The organism is Roseovarius nanhaiticus, from assembly GCF_900156535.1.
Lineage (GTDB): Bacteria > Pseudomonadota > Alphaproteobacteria > Rhodobacterales > Rhodobacteraceae > Roseovarius > Roseovarius nanhaiticus.
This window is the reverse complement of record NZ_FTNV01000001.1, coordinates 1,430,307-1,445,447: the sequence shown is the minus strand read 5'-3', so window position 1 is coordinate 1,445,447 and position 15,141 is coordinate 1,430,307. Positions and strand designations below refer to the sequence as shown.

Here is a 15,141-nt window from a genome sequence, read left to right as displayed (position 1 = left end):
GGCCAGATCCCGGCCATGTTGATTATCGAGCCCATGAACCCTCTCGCGCCCGGCCCGCACGCTCTGCTGACGCAAAGCCATGCGATGATGCAAGAGCTGTTCGAGCCCGAGGAAAATTACTTCCTGGGCTTCGAAGCCCTCTGTGCGCCCGAGGTGCATTTCGTCGGCGCCCGGGAGGGTGGCGAGATTCTGGGCACCGGCGCGCTTGTGGCAATGGACGGCTACGGCGAGGTCAAATCGATGTTCACCGCAAATGCGGCGCGCGGGCGCGGTGTGGCTGCCGCAATTCTACGCGCGCTCGAAGATCATGCACGCGACGCGGCACTACCCCTGTTGCGGCTTGAAACCGCCGATGTGCTGGCGGGTGCGGTCCGTCTCTACGAGCGGCACGGATACAAACGCTGCGGCATATTCGGCGATTACGCGCCGAACGATGTCAGCGTTTATATGGAGAAAACACTCTAGCGCGGGGCCGTCGCCCTGCCCTATTTGCCGGACGTCTTGGCCTGCGCCGTTTTCATACGCTCCAAAAGCTCTTCCTTGGTCGGACGGCCTTTGCCACGCTTGCCGAACGGGTCCTTGTCCGATCCGGGCGCGTTATGCTCGGCGTGACGCGGTGCGTTGCGGCCCATCTTGGGTGCGCCCTGTGCCTTGTAATTCATGGAAATCATCCTCAGCGGGCGATGCTGCCCTCGCGCGTGCTATAGGCCCAAACCGCTGCCAAGATCAAGCCGCGCCGATCACGCGGAATTCGGCCTGCAGTCAAGTTCGGCCAGCCCGTCAAAGATCTTGTAGACGTCGCAGTCATAGGCAAATCCGCGTGGCAACGGCTCCAACTTCTGGCCGCAGTCCAGCCGCGCCGTCATTAGCGCGGCATCACCGTAGAGCTTGCGCACGCGGCAGCCCGACACCTCCTCGATCGCCAGAACGCCGTTCGGGGCAACGCTGTCAAGATTGGGCGCCCAGCGCGCGTTGAGGCGCATCGCCTGGGCCTGCACGCCGTCTACACGAACGTCGAAGACGTCGCCGCGCAGCCCTATGCGCACAGGCTCGACCCCTCTAAACGCGGGACCGGGCGTGTCGCAAGCCATCAGGGCCAGCGCGGCGACGATGAGGATCATGACATTTCTCATCGTCTCAACCTGCAGGACAAACGGTTAACACCGCGTTACCAAAGATCTGCTTGAGCCGGTTTTGGACATTAAAAAATCGTTTACGGCCGTCTTTGTGGCATAAAATTTCTCACCCGGCTGTTTTTTACCGTTTGATAAAAAATAATTCCGTGCTTTACTCGTCGGTAGCCACCCCTTGCTCAAGGAGGACGCCATGACACAAGGCGCTTTTACCCCCGGTATCGTCCCAGGTAGACTGCCCGAGGCCGACTATGCCGAAAACTTCTCGGATCTGCATCCGCGGCTGGACCCGCATGAGGCGCTTGTGGCTGCCGACCGCTGTTATTTCTGCCACGATGCGCCCTGCATCACGGCCTGCCCCACCGATATCGACATCCCCCTTTTCATCCGGCAGATCGCCACCGGCACGCCCGAGGCGGCGGCCAAGACGATCCTCAGCCAGAACATCATGGGCGGCATGTGCGCCCGCGTCTGCCCGACCGAAACGCTTTGCGAGGAGGTCTGCGTGCGCGAGGTGGCCGAGGGCAAGCCGGTACTGATTGGCCAGCTGCAACGCTATGCCACCGACACGCTGATGGAAGCGGGCATTCACCCCTTCACGCGGGCTGCGGACACGGGCAAGCGCATCGCCGTCGTCGGCGCCGGGCCCGCGGGTCTATCCTGCGCGCACCGCCTTGCGATGCTGGGTCATGGCGTGACGGTCTACGACGCGCGGCCCAAGCCGGGCGGGCTCAATGAGTATGGCATCGCCAGCTACAAGACGCCGGATGACTTTGCCGCCCGCGAGGTGGAGTGGCTGCTCAAGATCGGCGGCATCACGATTGAGACGGGCAAGGCACTTGGGCGCGAGGTGACGCTGGACGAAATGGTGTCGGATTTCGATGCGGTGTTCCTGGCCATTGGCCTCGGCGGCGTCAATGCGCTGAACCTTGAGGGCGAGGATAAGGACGGCCTGCGCGACGCGGTGGATTTCATTGCCGACCTGCGCCAGACTGGTGATCTGTCGACCCTGCCTATCGGGCGCGACGTGGTGGTGATCGGCGGCGGCATGACTGCCGTGGACGCCGCTGTCCAAGCCAAACGTCTTGGCGCGCTGAATGTCACGCTGGTCTATCGGCGGGGCCGCGACCGGATGAACGCCAGCGTATTCGAGCAGGATCTGGCCGCCTCGTCGGGTGTGCGGATCATCACCAACGCCAGCCCGGTCGCCGTGATCGGCAATAGCGCGGTGCGCGAGATCGAATTCGAATATACGGACGACGCGCTGAAACCCACGGGCCAGACCTTTCGACTTGCCGCAGATCAGGTGTTCCGCGCCATCGGGCAGACCTTGGAGGGCGCGGGCCTGCCCGATCTTGACGGCCGCAAGATCGCCGTGACAGGTGCAGGCCGCACCAGCGTCAAAGGTGTCTGGGCCGGCGGCGACTGTGCAGCGGGCGGCGACGATTTGACCGTGACGGCGGTGGCCGAGGGGCGTGATGCCGCCATGGACATTCACGCCAGCCTGACGCGCGATGCCTGAGCTGCCCGAAGCCGAAGCCGCCCGCCAGCGGATCGAGGCGGGGGCGCTGAACCGCACGATCACGGGCGTGTTCTTGGGCGAGGTCAGTCACATGAGCTTGCCCAGCGCGGACGAACTCGCGGGGTTTGTGGGCACGCAATTCACCCGCACGCAGCGGCACGGAAAGTATATCTTTGCCGGCTCCAAGGACGGGCCTTGGCTGCATATCCATCTGGGAATGGCAGGATCCTTGCGCGTGGTGGACACGGATGAGACCCCACCCAAATACGTCCGACTGTCGATTGCGTTCGAAGGCGGCACCCAGCTACTTTTCCGCGATCCGCGCAAGTTTGGGCATATTCAGCTGATCGAGGATGTGGAGGCTTTCATCGACGGCAAGGGCCTTGGGCCGGACGCGCTGCAGATCGGGGACAACGCCTTTGCGAACCGAGTAGGCACCACACGGGGCGCCATCAAATCGGCGCTTTTGAGCCAGAAAAAACTGGCGGGCGTCGGCAATCTCTGGGCGGACGAGGCGCTCTATCAAACCGGCATCCATCCAGAGGCACGAGCGTGTGACCTGCCGACAGGGAAAATCGCAAGCCTTCACGGCACTATGCGGGACATTCTTGGCGCGGTCATCGACACCGGAGCCGTCTATTCCAAGCTGCCTGAGGATTGGCTGATCCACAATCGCAAGGTGGGCGCGGCCTGCGCTCGCTGCGATGGTGGCGAGATTACAGTGAAGAAGGTGGGGGGACGCAGCTCTTACCACTGCCCCGCGCACCAAATGCGCAATGACTGACAGCGCCTTACTCAACGGGCCACATGCAACCAACGGGAGGCCGCGACATGGCTGATCTGACGACCGACTTCATCGGGATCAAATCCCCCAACCCCTTCTGGCTGGCCTCGGCGCCGCCGACGGACAAGGAATATAACGTGCGACGCGCCTTCGATGCGGGTTGGGGCGGCGTGGTGTGGAAGACACTGGGCGAGGCGGGGCCCCCTGTGGTCAACGTCAATGGCCCGCGTTATGGCGCGATCTACGGCGCCGATCGGCGCCTGCTGGGCCTCAACAATATCGAGTTGATCACCGACCGCCCGCTCGAGGTGAACCTGGAGGAGATGAAGCGCGTCAAGCGGGATTACCCGGACCGCGCGCTGATCGCGTCGCTGATGGTGCCGATGAACGAGGAGGCCTGGCGCGAGATCCTGCACCGCGTCGTGGATACGGGATGCGACGGGGTCGAGCTTAACTTCGGCTGCCCCCACGGGATGAGCGAGCGCGGCATGGGCAGCGCGATGGGCCAGGTGCCCGAATATGTCGGCCAGGTGGCGCATTGGTGCAAGAAGCACTCGGATCTGCCAGTGATCGTCAAGCTGACGCCCAATATCACCGATATCCGCAAGCCCGCTCAGGCGGCGATGGAGGGCGGCGCGGACGCGGTCAGCCTGATCAACACGATCAACTCGATCACGTCGGTCGATCTGGATCTCTTCGCGCCCGAGCCTACCATCGACGGGCAAGGCGCCCATGGCGGCTATTGCGGCCCTGCGGTCAAGCCCATCGCGCTGAACATGGTGGCCGAGATCGCCCGCGATCCTGCAACCCGGAACCTGCCGATCAGCGGGATCGGCGGCGTGACCACTTGGCGCGATGCTGCCGAATTCATGTCACTGGGCGCCGGCAACGTGCAGGTCTGCACGGCGGCGATGACCTACGGCTTCAAGATTGTCGAAGAGATGATCTCGGGCCTGTCGCAGTGGATGGATGAAAAAGGTTATGAGAATACCCGCGACTTTGTCGGGCGTGCGGTGCCCAACACGGTCAACTGGCAGGATCTGAATCTGAATTACGTTGCCAAGGCCGTGATCAGCCAGGACGATTGCATCAAGTGCGGGCGCTGCTACGCGGCCTGCGAGGATACCTCGCATCAGGCGATTTCCATGTCCGAGGATCGCACCTTCGAGGTGATCGACGCCGAATGCGTCGCCTGCAACCTTTGCGTCAATGTCTGCCCGGTCGAGGGCTGCATCACGATGGAGGCGATGGCGCCCGGCACCACGGATCCGCGCACCGGCAAGGTCGTCGAGGCGGAATATGCCAACTGGACAACGCACCCGAACAATCCGGGCGCCTGCGCCGCAGAATAAGCATCACCCCCGTCGCGGGACGTCCCGCTGCGGGGGCTATACCGCCTAGCGGCGCTTGGGCCGACGCATTGTTTCAGGTTTCAGTTTGACATTGCTCCAGACGGAAGCGGCTTGCCTCTCGCCGTCCAGAGCATCACCGTCAATGACGCGCGCGCCCTCTCCGGCTGGATCGCCATCCTCCAGTATCTGCCCTGTGACCGGCGCAGGCTCCGCCGCGTCAGGCGGCGCGCCACGACACACGCCAGAGGCCTCGCGCAACGCCCGGCGCATCTGATCGAGGCGCAAGCGCGCCTGCACCTTTTCATCTTCGGCCCCATGTTCGACACCGAAATCGCGATAATAATAACCCCTCATCAGGCCCACTCCCAGGCCACCACCCAGGTCCGAGGATACACGCCACACCCGCCAGCCTGCCAGCGGCATTGCACCGGATGCTTAATGCCGCATCAACTCTGATCCGGCGCCAACGCCCTTGTATAAAGGCCGTTCAGAAACTCTGCCGCCCCCTCGCGCGGGGCATCCGGCCCCATCAACTTGGCGATCTGCGCCTCGAAATCCGCGTAATGCTGCGTTGTGGCCCAAATGGAAAAGATCAGGTGCCGCCCGTCGACCTGTGCGATGGCGCCCGCCCCGGCCCAGCGGTCAATCAGCGCGGCGGCACCGTCGAAGAGCGGCTTCAACTCGGCCTCCAGCAAGGGCGCGATGCGCGGCGCGCCCTGCAATATCTCGTTGGCAAAGAGGCGGCTTTCGCGCGGGAAGGCCTGACTCATTTCCAGCTTGCGGCGCACATAGGTCAAAAGCTCTTCCAAGGGGGAGCCATCGGGATCGAGCTGGCGCAAAGGCTCCAGCCAATTATCCATAAGCTGGTGCAGCAAGGTGACATGGATCTCTTCCTTGCCGGCAAAATAATAAAGGATATTCGGCTTGCTTAGTCCCGCGCTCTCGGCAATCTGATCCAGCGTTGCGCCGCGATAGCCATGCTGCGCGAAAACATCCAGCGCCGCCTCCAGGATTCGCGCGCGGTTGCGGCGCTGGATCCGGCTGGGCGCGGGTGATTTCAACGGCTCGGTCATGGCGGCCCCTTGGCTTTGATGCGAGTTATCCAATCCATGGGCTGCCAGCGCGCCGATCGCCCAACACTATTCTTGACAGCCAAGGCCCGCTCCGCAATCGTTTAGTTGACCAAAAGGTAAAAAGACCGCGGCCCGCACCGCAGCAGAAAGGGACTATCATGACCGCCTCCACGACCGCACCGGGACAGAACCTCAAGATCAACGGCGAGCGGCTGTGGGATAGCCTGATGGAGATGGCCAAGATCGGTCCCGGAGTGGCGGGCGGCAATAATCGCCAGACGCTGACCGATGCAGATGCCGAAGGCCGCGCGATGTTCCAGAAATGGTGTGAAGATGCCGGCTGCACGATGGGGCTCGACACGATGGGCAATATGTTCGCCACCCGCGCGGGCAGCGATCCGGACGCCCTGCCCGTCTATGTCGGCTCGCATCTGGATACGCAGCCGACGGGTGGCAAATACGATGGCGTTCTGGGGGTGCTGGCGGGACTGGAGCTGGTGCGCACGCTGAACGATCTCGACATCAAGACAAAGCACCCCATCGTCGTCACCAACTGGACCAACGAGGAAGGCACGCGTTTTGCACCCGCCATGCTGTCTTCGGGCGTCTTTGCCGGGCTGCATGATGAAGACTGGGCCAAGGAGCGCACGGACCGCGACGGCAAGCGTTTCGGCGATGAGCTGAAACGCATCGGCTGGGAGGGCGACGAGCCCGTGGGCGAACGCAAGATGAAGGCCTTTTTCGAGCTGCATATCGAGCAAGGACCCATTCTGGAGGCCGAAGGCAAGGATATCGGCGTCGTAACACATGGCCAGGGCCTTGATTGGACCGAAGTGACCATCACGGGCAAGGACGCGCATACCGGCTCCACTCCTATGCCGATGCGGCGCAATGCGGGTCTGGGCATGGCGCGGGTGCTGGAGAAGGTGGACGAGATCGCCCTCGCCCACGGCCCCAGTGCCGTGGGCGCTGTTGGCGCGCTCGAGGTCTATCCCAATTCGCGCAACGTGATCCCCGGCAAGGCCGTCTTCACCGTCGATTTCCGCTCGCCCGATATCGACGTGCTCGCCAAGATGGTCGGCGAGATGAAGGAGGCTGCGAAAGCGATTTGCGACGAGATGGAGCTCGACGTCAGCTTCGAAAAGGTCGGCGGGTTCGATCCGGTCGAGTTCGACAAGGGATGCGTCACCGCCATCCGCTCCGCCGCCGAGCGCCTGGGCTATTCGCATCAGGATGTGATCTCGGGCGCGGGCCACGACGCCTGCTGGATCAACCGCGTCGCGCCCACCGCGATGGTCATGTGCCCCTGCGTCGATGGCCTTAGCCATAACGAGGCCGAGGAAATCACAATGGAATGGGCCCGCGCCGGAGCCGATGTGCTGTTGCACGCCGTGGTGGAGACAGCGGGGGTCGAGGGGTAGCTGGGGGCCAGCCCCCAACACTGAATTTTCTACGAAAATTCAGTGCCTCCCCCGGGATATTTAAAGCAAGAAGAAAAAGCCGAGACGCGATCAAGGGAGAAACATCATGACCACCAAAGTCATCAAGGGCGGCACCGTTTGCACCGCCGACCGCACGTGGAAGGCCGATGTGCTGATCGAAGGCGAGACGATCAAGCAGATCGGCGAGGACCTGAAGGGCGACGAGGTTATCGACGCCTCGGGCGCCTATGTCATTCCCGGCGGGATCGACCCGCATACGCATCTGGAAATGCCGTTCATGGGCACGACAGCGGCGGAAACATTCGAGACCGGCACCTGGGCTGCGGCCTGCGGCGGCACCACGATGCTGGTCGATTTCTGCCTGCCCGGCGCCGATGGCAGCATCAAGAATGCGATCAACGAGTGGCACCGCAAATCCGCGCCGCAGATCTGCAGCGATATCGGCTATCACATGGCGATCACCGGCTGGGACGAGAATGTCTTCAACGAGATGAAGGACGCCGTCGACATGGGCGTCAATTCCTTCAAGCATTTCATGGCCTACAAGGGCGCGCTGATGATCGAGGATGACGAGATGTTCGCCTCGTTCAAACGCTGCGCCGAGCTGGGCGCGCTGCCGATGGTCCATGCCGAGAACGGCGACCTGGTGGCCGAGATGCAGCAGAAATACTTTGATCAGGGCATCACCGGCCCCGAGGGGCATGCATATAGCCGCCCCCCGGAATTCGAGGGCGAGGCGGCGAACCGCGCCATCTGCATCGCCGATGCTGCGGGCGTGCCGCTTTATATCGTACATGTGAGCTGTGAGCAGGCCCACGAAGCGATCCGGCGCGCACGCCAGAAGGGCATGCGCGTTTATGGCGAGCCGCTGGTGCAGTTCCTGACGCTCGACGAGAGCGAGTATTTCAACAAGGATTGGGACCATGCCGCGCGGCGGGTCATGTCGCCCCCGTTCCGCAACAAGGAGCACCAGAATTCGCTCTGGGCCGGGCTTCAGGCGGGATCATTGCAGGTTGTCGCCACAGATCATGCCGCCTTCTCGACCGAGCAGAAACGCGCGGGTCGCGACGATTTCCGCATTATCCCCAACGGCTCCAACGGTCTGGAGGAGCGCTTGCCGGTCCTCTGGACCACGGGTGTCGAGACGGGCCGACTGACGCCGAACGAGTTTGTCGCCGTTACATCAACAAACGTCGCCAAGATCCTGAATATATACCCAAAAAAGGGAGCGATCGTCGAAGGAGCGGATGCCGATATCGTGGTGTGGGATCCCAAGATCACCAAGACGATCAGCCCCGCCAATCACCATTCGATCCTCGATTACAACGTTTTCGAGGGCTTCGAAGTGACGGCCAACAGCCGCTACACGCTCAGCCGCGGTGAGGTGATCTGGGCCTGGGGCCAGAATTCGCAGCCCCAACCGGGCCGCGGACGTTTCGTGCCGCGCCCGGCGTTTCCCTCGGCGCATAGCGCGCTCAGCAAGTGGAAGGCGCTCAACGCGCCCAAGATGATCCAGCGCGATCCGCTGAACATTCCGGCGGGGATCTGAACCTCAGATGGCCATGCCCCAGCCCCCCGAAGCCGTGCTGGAAACGGCGCTCTATGCCGAAAACCTCGAGGAGACGGCCGTTTTCTACAAGGATATCATTGGCCTCGAGGAAGAGGTTCGCGTCGATGGCCGGCACATTTTCCTGCGCTGCAAGACATCCATGATCCTCCTCTTCGATCCGGAGGCGACGCAGGACAGCAGCGGCAAATTTCCCGTCCCGCCCCATGGTGCCAAGGGCGAGGGCCATGTCTGTTTTCGCGCCGGTCCCGACGATCTCGATGCATGGGCGGCCCATTTCGCCGCCCGAAATGTCGAGATCGAAGCGGACTTCGAATGGCCGAATGGCGCGCGCTCGATCTATGTGCGCGACCCGGCACGGAACTCGGTCGAATTTGCCGAAGCCAAGCTCTGGGGGTTTGACGCGTGAAGGATACGGATCCGAGGGACACGATCATCAGTGCCGAGAACCTGTCGCTGACGTTCCAGACAAATGACGGGCCGGTTCATGCGCTGAAGGATGTCTCGCTTGACGTTAGGCAAGGCGATTTCGTCAGCTTCATCGGCCCCTCAGGCTGCGGCAAAACAACGTTTCTGCGCGTGATGGCCGATCTCGAGCATCAGACGGCTGGCACGATTACCGTCAATGGCGTCACACCCGAGGAGGCGCGGCGCAACCGAGCTTATGGCTATGTCTTTCAGGCCGCCGGCCTCTATCCGTGGCGCACCATCGGCGGCAATATCCGCCTGCCGCTGGAAATCATGGGCTATTCCAGGGACGAGCAGGCCCGCCGCACGACAGAGGTGTTGGAGCTGGTCGAACTCTCGGGGTTCGAAAAGAAATTCCCCTGGCAGCTTTCGGGCGGCATGCAGCAACGCGCCTCGATCGCGCGCGCGCTGGCCTTCGATGCGGATATCCTGCTGATGGACGAACCTTTCGGCGCGCTGGACGAGATCGTGCGCGATCACCTGAACGAGCAGCTACTGAAGCTCTGGGACCGCACGGGCAAGACGATCTGCTTCGTCACCCATTCGATCCCCGAGGCGGTCTATCTCAGCACGAAGATCGTCGTCATGTCCCCCCGCCCGGGCCGCATCGCGGATGTGATCGACAGCCCCCTCCCGCGGCATCGCCCTCTGGATATCCGCGACAGCCAGCAATTCATCGACATCGCCCACCGCGTCCGCGAGGGTCTGCGTGCGGGGCACGGCGATGAGTGATCGCGGCGCCCCGCACCATGCCCCAGGTCGTCGTAACACCGCGAGGACTTTCACTGTTCACGGTCATCGACTCTCCAGCCTGTACCGTGGGGACAGGACACCATCAGTTCCTTTCATTGTTCTTAAAATACTCAAAGACCGACGCACGGTGCGGGCGCTCCAGCAGAGTATTTGCGGAACAATGAAAGCAGGACCCGCCTCATGAGAAACACCGGGCCCATCCTCACTGTCGTCGCGGCCATCCTTGCGCTTTGGTACGTGGCGGCCATCCCGCTCAACGCGCCTTGGGCCTATGACAAAGCGCAGCGTGCTGGCATCGAGCTGAGCGCCAGCGACCTTGTTGCCGACACCTGGAGCCAGGACAAGCCCAAGCTGCCGGCGCCGCATCAAGTGGCGGTCGAGATCTGGGACACGACGGGCGCGATGGTGCTGAAGGGGCGCGGCTTTTCCAAGCGCTCGCTCATCTACCACGCTTGGGTCACGTTCAGCGCGACGATGCTGGGCTTTTTGCTGGGCACGGGCCTGGGTATCCTGCTGGCGGTCGGAATCGTGCACAACCGAACCATGGACCGCAGCGTCATGCCTTGGGTGATCGCCAGCCAGACGGTGCCGATCATCGCGATCGCGCCGATGATCATCGTGGTGCTGAACGCGATCGGCATCTCGGGCCTGCTGCCCAAGGCCATGATCTCGATGTATCTGTCGTTCTTTCCGGTGGTCGTCGGCATGGTCAAGGGCCTGCGAAGCCCCGATGCCATGCAGCTCGATCAGATGCGCACGTGGAATGCCAGCCGCGTGCAAACCTTCCGCTATCTGCGTCTGCCATCTTCGATGCCGTATTTCTTTACCTCGCTCAAGATCGCCATGGCGGCCAGCCTCGTCGGCGCGATCATCGGCGAATTGCCGACGGGTGCGGTTGCGGGCCTTGGCGCGCGGCTCTTGGCCGGTAGCTATTATGGCCAGACAGTGCAGATCTGGAGCGCGCTTTTGATGGCTGCGCTTCTTGCGGCGATCCTTGTCGGGATCATCGGCGCGGTGCAGCGGCTGGCGCTGGCGCGCATGGGGATGGGGCGATGAGCATGGAGGGAACGCGAACAGCTGGCGGGCTGGGCCTCGCCGCGCAATTGGCGCTGATCGCCGCCCTTCTGATCGGTGCCGCGCTGCTCAGTCCGGTGCTCGCGCTCCTTTTGGCCGTCTGGCTGGGGGCGTGGCGGTTCAATGCGTGGCTCGCACGGTGGGACACGCGGGCGGCGCGCATCCTCGTTCCCGTGATCTTCGGCCTCACGCTGCTGGCGCTGTGGCAGATTGCGGTGCGCGGCTTTGGCATCAGCCCGGTTCTCTTACCCGCACCCAGCGATATCGCCATCACCTTCGCGGCATCCACCGGGCTTTTGTGGCAGGATTTCGTTCAAACGGTCATCAAGGGTGCGATGAGCGGCTATGTTATGGGGTGCGGCGCGGCGTTTCTGGTGGCCATCGCGGTGGACCGGTTCGACTTTCTGAAACGCGGGCTTTTGCCCATCGGCAATTTCATGGCCGCACTGCCGATCATCGGCCTCGCGCCGATCCTGGTCATGTGGTTCGGCTTTGATTGGGAGTCGAAGGCCGCGGTCGTGGTCGTCATGGTATTCTTTCCGATGCTCGTGAACACGGTGCAAGGCCTCGCCGATACCGGCGCGATGCAGCGCGACCTGATGCGCACCTATGCGGCAAGCTATTGGCAGACGCTGCTGAAACTGCGCCTGCCCGCCGCCCTGCCCTTCATTTTCAACGGGCTCAAGATCGCTACGACACTGGCGCTGATCGGGGCGATCGTGGCAGAATTCTTTGGCTCGCCCACCAAGGGCATGGGATTCCGCATTTCCATCTCGGTCGGGCAACTGGCGATGGATCTGGTCTGGGCCGAGATCGTGGTAGCTGCACTGGCGGGATCCGCCTTCTATGGTGCAATCGCGCTGGCGGAAAAGGCGCTGACCTTCTGGCACCCGTCACAGCGGGGCCGATGAACGACAACGATAATCAACAGGGAGATGACAAAATGAAAACACTCACCAAGACGCTCGGACTGGCCGGCGCGGCCCTCATGGGCGCGGGCGCGGCGCAGGCGGCGGATGACGTCACACTGCAACTGAAATGGGTCACGCAAGCGCAGTTTGCGGGCTATTACGTGGCGCAGGATCAGGGCTTTTACGATGAGGTCGATCTTGACGTAACGATCAAGCCGGGCGGCCCCGATATCGCCCCCGCGCAGGTCATCGCGGGCGGCGGCGCGGATGTGGTGGTTGACTGGATGCCCTCGGCCATGGCCAGCCGCGAGAAGGGTCTTGACCTCGTCAACATCGCGCAGCCCTTCAAATCCTCGGGCATGATGCTGACCTGCCGAAAGGATAGCGGCGTTGAGACGCCGGAGGATTTTCCGGGCAAGACGTTGGGCGTTTGGTTCAGCGGCAATGAATATCCCTTCCTCAGCTGGATGAGCCAGTTGGGCATCCCCACGGATGGTTCGGACGGCGGCGTGACTGTGCTCAAGCAGGGTTTCAACGTCGATCCGCTGTTGCAGGGTCAGGCGGCCTGCATCTCGACCATGACGTATAACGAGTATGGTCAGGTCCTCGACGCGGGGCTGACCCCCGAAGAGCTGGTGGTCTTCAAATACGAGGATCAGGGCGTTTCCACCCTTGAGGACGGACTTTATGTCCTGGGCGAGAACCTCGAAGATCCGGCCTTCGTCGACAAGATGGCGCGCTTTGTGGCCGCGTCGATGAAAGGTTGGAAATGGGCCGAAGAGAACCCCGAAGAGGCCGCAATGATCGTGCTCGATAACGACGCCAGTGGCGCCCAGACCGAAGACCATCAGATCCGCATGATGAAAGAGATTGCAAAGCTGACCGCGGGCAGCAACGGCGCGCTTGATCCTGCCGATTTCCAGCGCACGATCAATTCGCTGCTCTCCGGCGGCTCGGACCCGGTCATCACCGCTGATCCCGGCGAGGCTGCTTGGACGCACACCGTGACGGACAAGGCACTGAATTAATGAATTGATCCAATGATCAAGGGCGGCGCGTTCGGCAACGGGCGCGCCGCTCTCTTAATCCGGCGGCAGGATTTTGGCCAAAACGGCCCTCGGGCCGAGACAAAAGATCTCCGACAGGAACAACCAATGCCGATTGCCGGCCGATGCCCAAGAATGCGGACGCAGCCCCAACGGTTGGCAATAAAACGCGGTTTCGATCCCTGGGGTGCGCGGTGACCAGCGTCAGCCTGAATATGCCCGAATAACCAGAGGCCAGCCTGCGCGGCTCCCTTGTGGGACGAAGAGTCAGATAGAGCCCGATGTTGGAAATTGCGTGCGCCTGAGGGCCCAGGGATGGCACATGCTCAGGCCGCCGGGTCGTCCGATTTCGCTTGCGCTGCGCTCTGTTTAATTTCCAAGGCCAGTTCGGACGCTTTCTCATGGTAGTACGTGTCGCCCTCGGACTGGAATACTTCCAGCGCGGCGGCGACATGGCGCGCGGCCGATGCGAGGTGGTCCGCGCGTTCGGATACAGCACAGCGCTCGGCCATCGCCTGAGATACGATTGCGAGGTTTTCCTGTGTCAACGCCCAGTCGAACGGCGCCGCGTCACGGCTGCGAACCCCCAGCGTGTCGTGCAGTAGTTGATCCGCCCGCTTGAGCAGCATGAGCCCGTCTTTCCCGGGTGTCGCGTGCGCCGTCTCCAACAAGGTGACAGCCACGTTCTGAGTTGTCATTGCCCATTCAAGCGGCTTGCTGTCGCGCGGACGCAAGCGCAGCGCCGCGCGGAAGGCTTCGATTGCGCGGCCCAGAAAGGCGCGGCGCTCGCCGGTGTCATCGCACTGTTTCGCGCGCATCGACAGGGCAGCCCCGAGGTTCTGCTGCACCATTGCCCATACGTCGCCGTCCTCATCTTCGGAGACAAGCGAAAGCGCCTCCTCATACTTCTGGGTCGCCTCGTCCATCAAGGCCATGCTGGCGGTGCCTTCGGACCGGACCCCTATGTTGGCGAGGGCGTTGGCCAAGTTCTGCAACACGCGTGCGCGGCGCGGGGCGGCACAGTCCTGAGTGGCCAGCGCCGGACGCAGAATGTCAGCCGAGCGTTCCAGTCCCGTTCCGCCAAAACGCAAACCGTGCTCGAAGAGCGCCCGATGATATTCCAGCCGCCCTTTCACGGATCGAGAGGGGTCGATGTTGCGCCATGTCTCGGCAGCGCTGGCAAAGCCTTGATAGGCTTCATCGGCGCGCCCCCGCAGCAGCGCGTTGCGCGCGCGCGCCTCTTTGGCGCGCACGGTCATCTCGCTATAGCTTTCGTCGATCTGCAGCAAAAGCTCTTCATACTTGTCGAGGTCCAGCTGCGCAGCCGCCTCGCGGGCCGCGGCCTTGATGTCGGCCACGTGGGTGAGGCGATCGTCCAACTCGTCAAGCCGGCGTTTGAAGATGCGATATTCGGATGCCTTGCCGTCAAGTAACGTGCGCAATTCCGCGTCAGACTTGTCGAACACGTTGTCGATCTCGAACCGGCTCGCCAGCGCCTCAAGCTGGTCGCGGCGCGCGTTTGGCAGGCCCTCCAGCTGCGACGGAAGACTTTGCGGAGGTTCGCGCAGCGCGTCTATCTCGTCTTGTGGAATGCCCAGCGCGTGGGCCAGGCGCTGCACGGTGCGCGCCGCAGGGTTGGCAACATGCCCGTTCTCGAGCCGCGAAATGCTGGCCTTGCGCCCTTCGTCATTCCAGACGTTGATGGCAAGGTCGCGCACGGAGAGGCCAAGGTCATCACGGTAGGACCGGACGAGCCGCCCAAACTTGGCGCCAAAAGCGTTGACGTCGGAGGCTGCGCGTTTCGTCAACATTCGACACCGGGCCCAGGCGCGTGATGCGCTATTGTTAAGTTACTAAATCCTGATCCTAACCCTTCGCTGCCTGACTTACCCCAAGCATTTCGGCGAAGACAGACCGGCGCCGCCCCAAGACCACCGGCGCCGGTCGGCCCCCACTTTTGACAGTTCATCGGTCTGATCCGGAATGCACGGGCGTTATCGATGCGACAGGTCAAGG

16 protein-coding genes are annotated in these 15,141 nt (G+C 62.6%); 11 read left to right on the top strand and 5 right to left on the bottom strand.

The window, feature by feature from the left end:
- Nucleotides 1-15 precede the first annotated feature (15 nt).
- The gene (locus BW975_RS06925) at nt 16-465 is read left to right on the top strand and encodes a GNAT family N-acetyltransferase (protein ID WP_076532162.1); all 450 of its coding nucleotides are present in this window, start codon (nt 16-18) and stop codon (nt 463-465) included.
- Nucleotides 466-485: 20 nt separating this feature from the next.
- Here the strand turns inward: BW975_RS06925 and BW975_RS18045 are convergent, their stop codons facing one another.
- Together BW975_RS18045 and BW975_RS06920 are read right to left on the bottom strand one after the other, a co-directional pair.
- Nucleotides 486-662: a hypothetical protein gene (locus BW975_RS18045; protein WP_092746199.1), complete on the bottom strand. Its 177-nt coding sequence runs from the start codon at nt 660-662 to the stop codon at nt 486-488.
- Nucleotides 663-740: 78 nt separating this feature from the next.
- On the bottom strand, nt 741-1,121 hold the full coding sequence (locus BW975_RS06920; RefSeq protein ID WP_092746200.1) for a hypothetical protein: 381 nt from the start codon (nt 1,119-1,121) through the stop codon (nt 741-743).
- A 205-nt stretch (nt 1,122-1,326) separates the two neighbouring features.
- Between BW975_RS06920 and BW975_RS06915 the strand changes: the two genes are divergently transcribed.
- From BW975_RS06915 to preA, 3 genes are read left to right on the top strand one after another with little or no spacing between them, the layout of a single operon-like run.
- Nucleotides 1,327-2,655: an NAD(P)-dependent oxidoreductase gene (locus BW975_RS06915; protein ID WP_076532157.1), complete on the top strand. Its 1,329-nt coding sequence runs from the start codon at nt 1,327-1,329 to the stop codon at nt 2,653-2,655.
- Entirely contained in the window at nt 2,648-3,439 is a 792-nt protein-coding gene (locus tag BW975_RS06910) for an Fpg/Nei family DNA glycosylase (protein ID WP_076532154.1), read from the top strand. The genes BW975_RS06915 and BW975_RS06910 overlap by 8 nt, the downstream gene beginning before the upstream one ends.
- A 47-nt stretch (nt 3,440-3,486) precedes the next feature.
- Nucleotides 3,487-4,791, top strand: coding sequence for an NAD-dependent dihydropyrimidine dehydrogenase subunit PreA (gene preA, locus BW975_RS06905; RefSeq protein ID WP_076532151.1), 1,305 nt, complete (start codon nt 3,487-3,489; stop codon nt 4,789-4,791).
- A 45-nt stretch (nt 4,792-4,836) separates the two neighbouring features.
- On the opposite strand, the gene BW975_RS06900 is transcribed toward preA, so the two are convergent.
- Entirely contained in the window at nt 4,837-5,145 is a 309-nt protein-coding gene (locus tag BW975_RS06900) for a hypothetical protein (RefSeq protein WP_139194210.1), read from the bottom strand.
- A 92-nt stretch (nt 5,146-5,237) separates the two neighbouring features.
- Nucleotides 5,238-5,864 (bottom strand): TetR family transcriptional regulator C-terminal domain-containing protein, encoded by a 627-nt coding sequence (locus tag BW975_RS06895; protein ID WP_076532146.1) that lies wholly within the window; start codon nt 5,862-5,864, stop codon nt 5,238-5,240.
- 158 nt (nt 5,865-6,022) lie between these two features.
- On the opposite strand from BW975_RS06895, the gene BW975_RS06890 reads away from it, so the two are divergent.
- The 7 genes from BW975_RS06890 to BW975_RS06860 all read left to right on the top strand — a co-directional run bounded on the left by BW975_RS06890 (nt 6,023) and on the right by BW975_RS06860 (nt 13,107).
- Nucleotides 6,023-7,285 (top strand): Zn-dependent hydrolase, encoded by a 1,263-nt coding sequence (locus BW975_RS06890; protein ID WP_076532144.1) that lies wholly within the window; start codon nt 6,023-6,025, stop codon nt 7,283-7,285.
- Nucleotides 7,286-7,391: 106 nt separating this feature from the next.
- Entirely contained in the window at nt 7,392-8,855 is a 1,464-nt protein-coding gene (hydA, locus tag BW975_RS06885) for a dihydropyrimidinase (RefSeq protein WP_076532141.1), read from the top strand.
- A 7-nt stretch (nt 8,856-8,862) separates the two neighbouring features.
- Nucleotides 8,863-9,282: a VOC family protein gene (locus BW975_RS06880; protein WP_083687006.1), complete on the top strand. Its 420-nt coding sequence runs from the start codon at nt 8,863-8,865 to the stop codon at nt 9,280-9,282.
- The gene (locus BW975_RS06875) at nt 9,279-10,073 is read left to right on the top strand and encodes an ABC transporter ATP-binding protein (protein ID WP_076532138.1); all 795 of its coding nucleotides are present in this window, start codon (nt 9,279-9,281) and stop codon (nt 10,071-10,073) included. The genes BW975_RS06880 and BW975_RS06875 overlap by 4 nt, the downstream gene beginning before the upstream one ends.
- Before the next feature lie 201 nt (nt 10,074-10,274).
- Nucleotides 10,275-11,150, top strand: a complete 876-nt coding sequence (locus BW975_RS06870) for an ABC transporter permease (RefSeq protein ID WP_076532135.1) — start codon at nt 10,275-10,277, stop codon at nt 11,148-11,150.
- Nucleotides 11,147-12,079: an ABC transporter permease gene (locus BW975_RS06865; RefSeq protein WP_244512486.1), complete on the top strand. Its 933-nt coding sequence runs from the start codon at nt 11,147-11,149 to the stop codon at nt 12,077-12,079. Before BW975_RS06870 ends, BW975_RS06865 begins: the two co-directional genes overlap by 4 nt.
- Before the next feature lie 32 nt (nt 12,080-12,111).
- Complete coding sequence (locus tag BW975_RS06860) at nt 12,112-13,107, top strand: ABC transporter substrate-binding protein (protein WP_076533480.1); 996 nt, start codon at nt 12,112-12,114, stop codon at nt 13,105-13,107.
- Nucleotides 13,108-13,451: 344 nt separating this feature from the next.
- Here BW975_RS06860 and BW975_RS06855 read toward each other — a convergent pair whose 3' ends face one another.
- The gene (locus BW975_RS06855; RefSeq protein WP_076532133.1) at nt 13,452-14,936 is read right to left on the bottom strand and encodes a helix-turn-helix domain-containing protein; all 1,485 of its coding nucleotides are present in this window, start codon (nt 14,934-14,936) and stop codon (nt 13,452-13,454) included.
- Between the last annotated feature and the right edge of the window lie 205 nt (nt 14,937-15,141).

Excerpts from the sequence above, each read along its gene's own strand:
- BW975_RS06925 (WP_076532162.1), top strand. The coding sequence starts at position 16 with ATGTTGATTATCGAGCCCATGAACCCTCTCGCGCCCGGCCCGCACGCT.
- BW975_RS18045 (WP_092746199.1), bottom strand. The coding sequence starts at position 662 with ATGAATTACAAGGCACAGGGCGCACCCAAGATGGGCCGCAACGCACCG.
- BW975_RS06920 (WP_092746200.1), bottom strand. The coding sequence starts at position 1,121 with ATGATCCTCATCGTCGCCGCGCTGGCCCTGATGGCTTGCGACACGCCC.
- BW975_RS06915 (WP_076532157.1), top strand. The coding sequence starts at position 1,327 with ATGACACAAGGCGCTTTTACCCCCGGTATCGTCCCAGGTAGACTGCCC.
- BW975_RS06910 (WP_076532154.1), top strand. The coding sequence starts at position 2,648 with ATGCCTGAGCTGCCCGAAGCCGAAGCCGCCCGCCAGCGGATCGAGGCG.
- preA (WP_076532151.1), top strand. The coding sequence starts at position 3,487 with ATGGCTGATCTGACGACCGACTTCATCGGGATCAAATCCCCCAACCCC.
- BW975_RS06900 (WP_139194210.1), bottom strand. The coding sequence starts at position 5,145 with ATGAGGGGTTATTATTATCGCGATTTCGGTGTCGAACATGGGGCCGAA.
- BW975_RS06895 (WP_076532146.1), bottom strand. The coding sequence starts at position 5,864 with ATGACCGAGCCGTTGAAATCACCCGCGCCCAGCCGGATCCAGCGCCGC.
- BW975_RS06890 (WP_076532144.1), top strand. The coding sequence starts at position 6,023 with ATGACCGCCTCCACGACCGCACCGGGACAGAACCTCAAGATCAACGGC.
- hydA (WP_076532141.1), top strand. The coding sequence starts at position 7,392 with ATGACCACCAAAGTCATCAAGGGCGGCACCGTTTGCACCGCCGACCGC.
- BW975_RS06880 (WP_083687006.1), top strand. The coding sequence starts at position 8,863 with ATGGCCATGCCCCAGCCCCCCGAAGCCGTGCTGGAAACGGCGCTCTAT.
- BW975_RS06870 (WP_076532135.1), top strand. The coding sequence starts at position 10,275 with ATGAGAAACACCGGGCCCATCCTCACTGTCGTCGCGGCCATCCTTGCG.
- BW975_RS06865 (WP_244512486.1), top strand. The coding sequence starts at position 11,147 with ATGAGCATGGAGGGAACGCGAACAGCTGGCGGGCTGGGCCTCGCCGCG.
- BW975_RS06860 (WP_076533480.1), top strand. The coding sequence starts at position 12,112 with ATGAAAACACTCACCAAGACGCTCGGACTGGCCGGCGCGGCCCTCATG.
- BW975_RS06855 (WP_076532133.1), bottom strand. The coding sequence starts at position 14,936 with ATGTTGACGAAACGCGCAGCCTCCGACGTCAACGCTTTTGGCGCCAAG.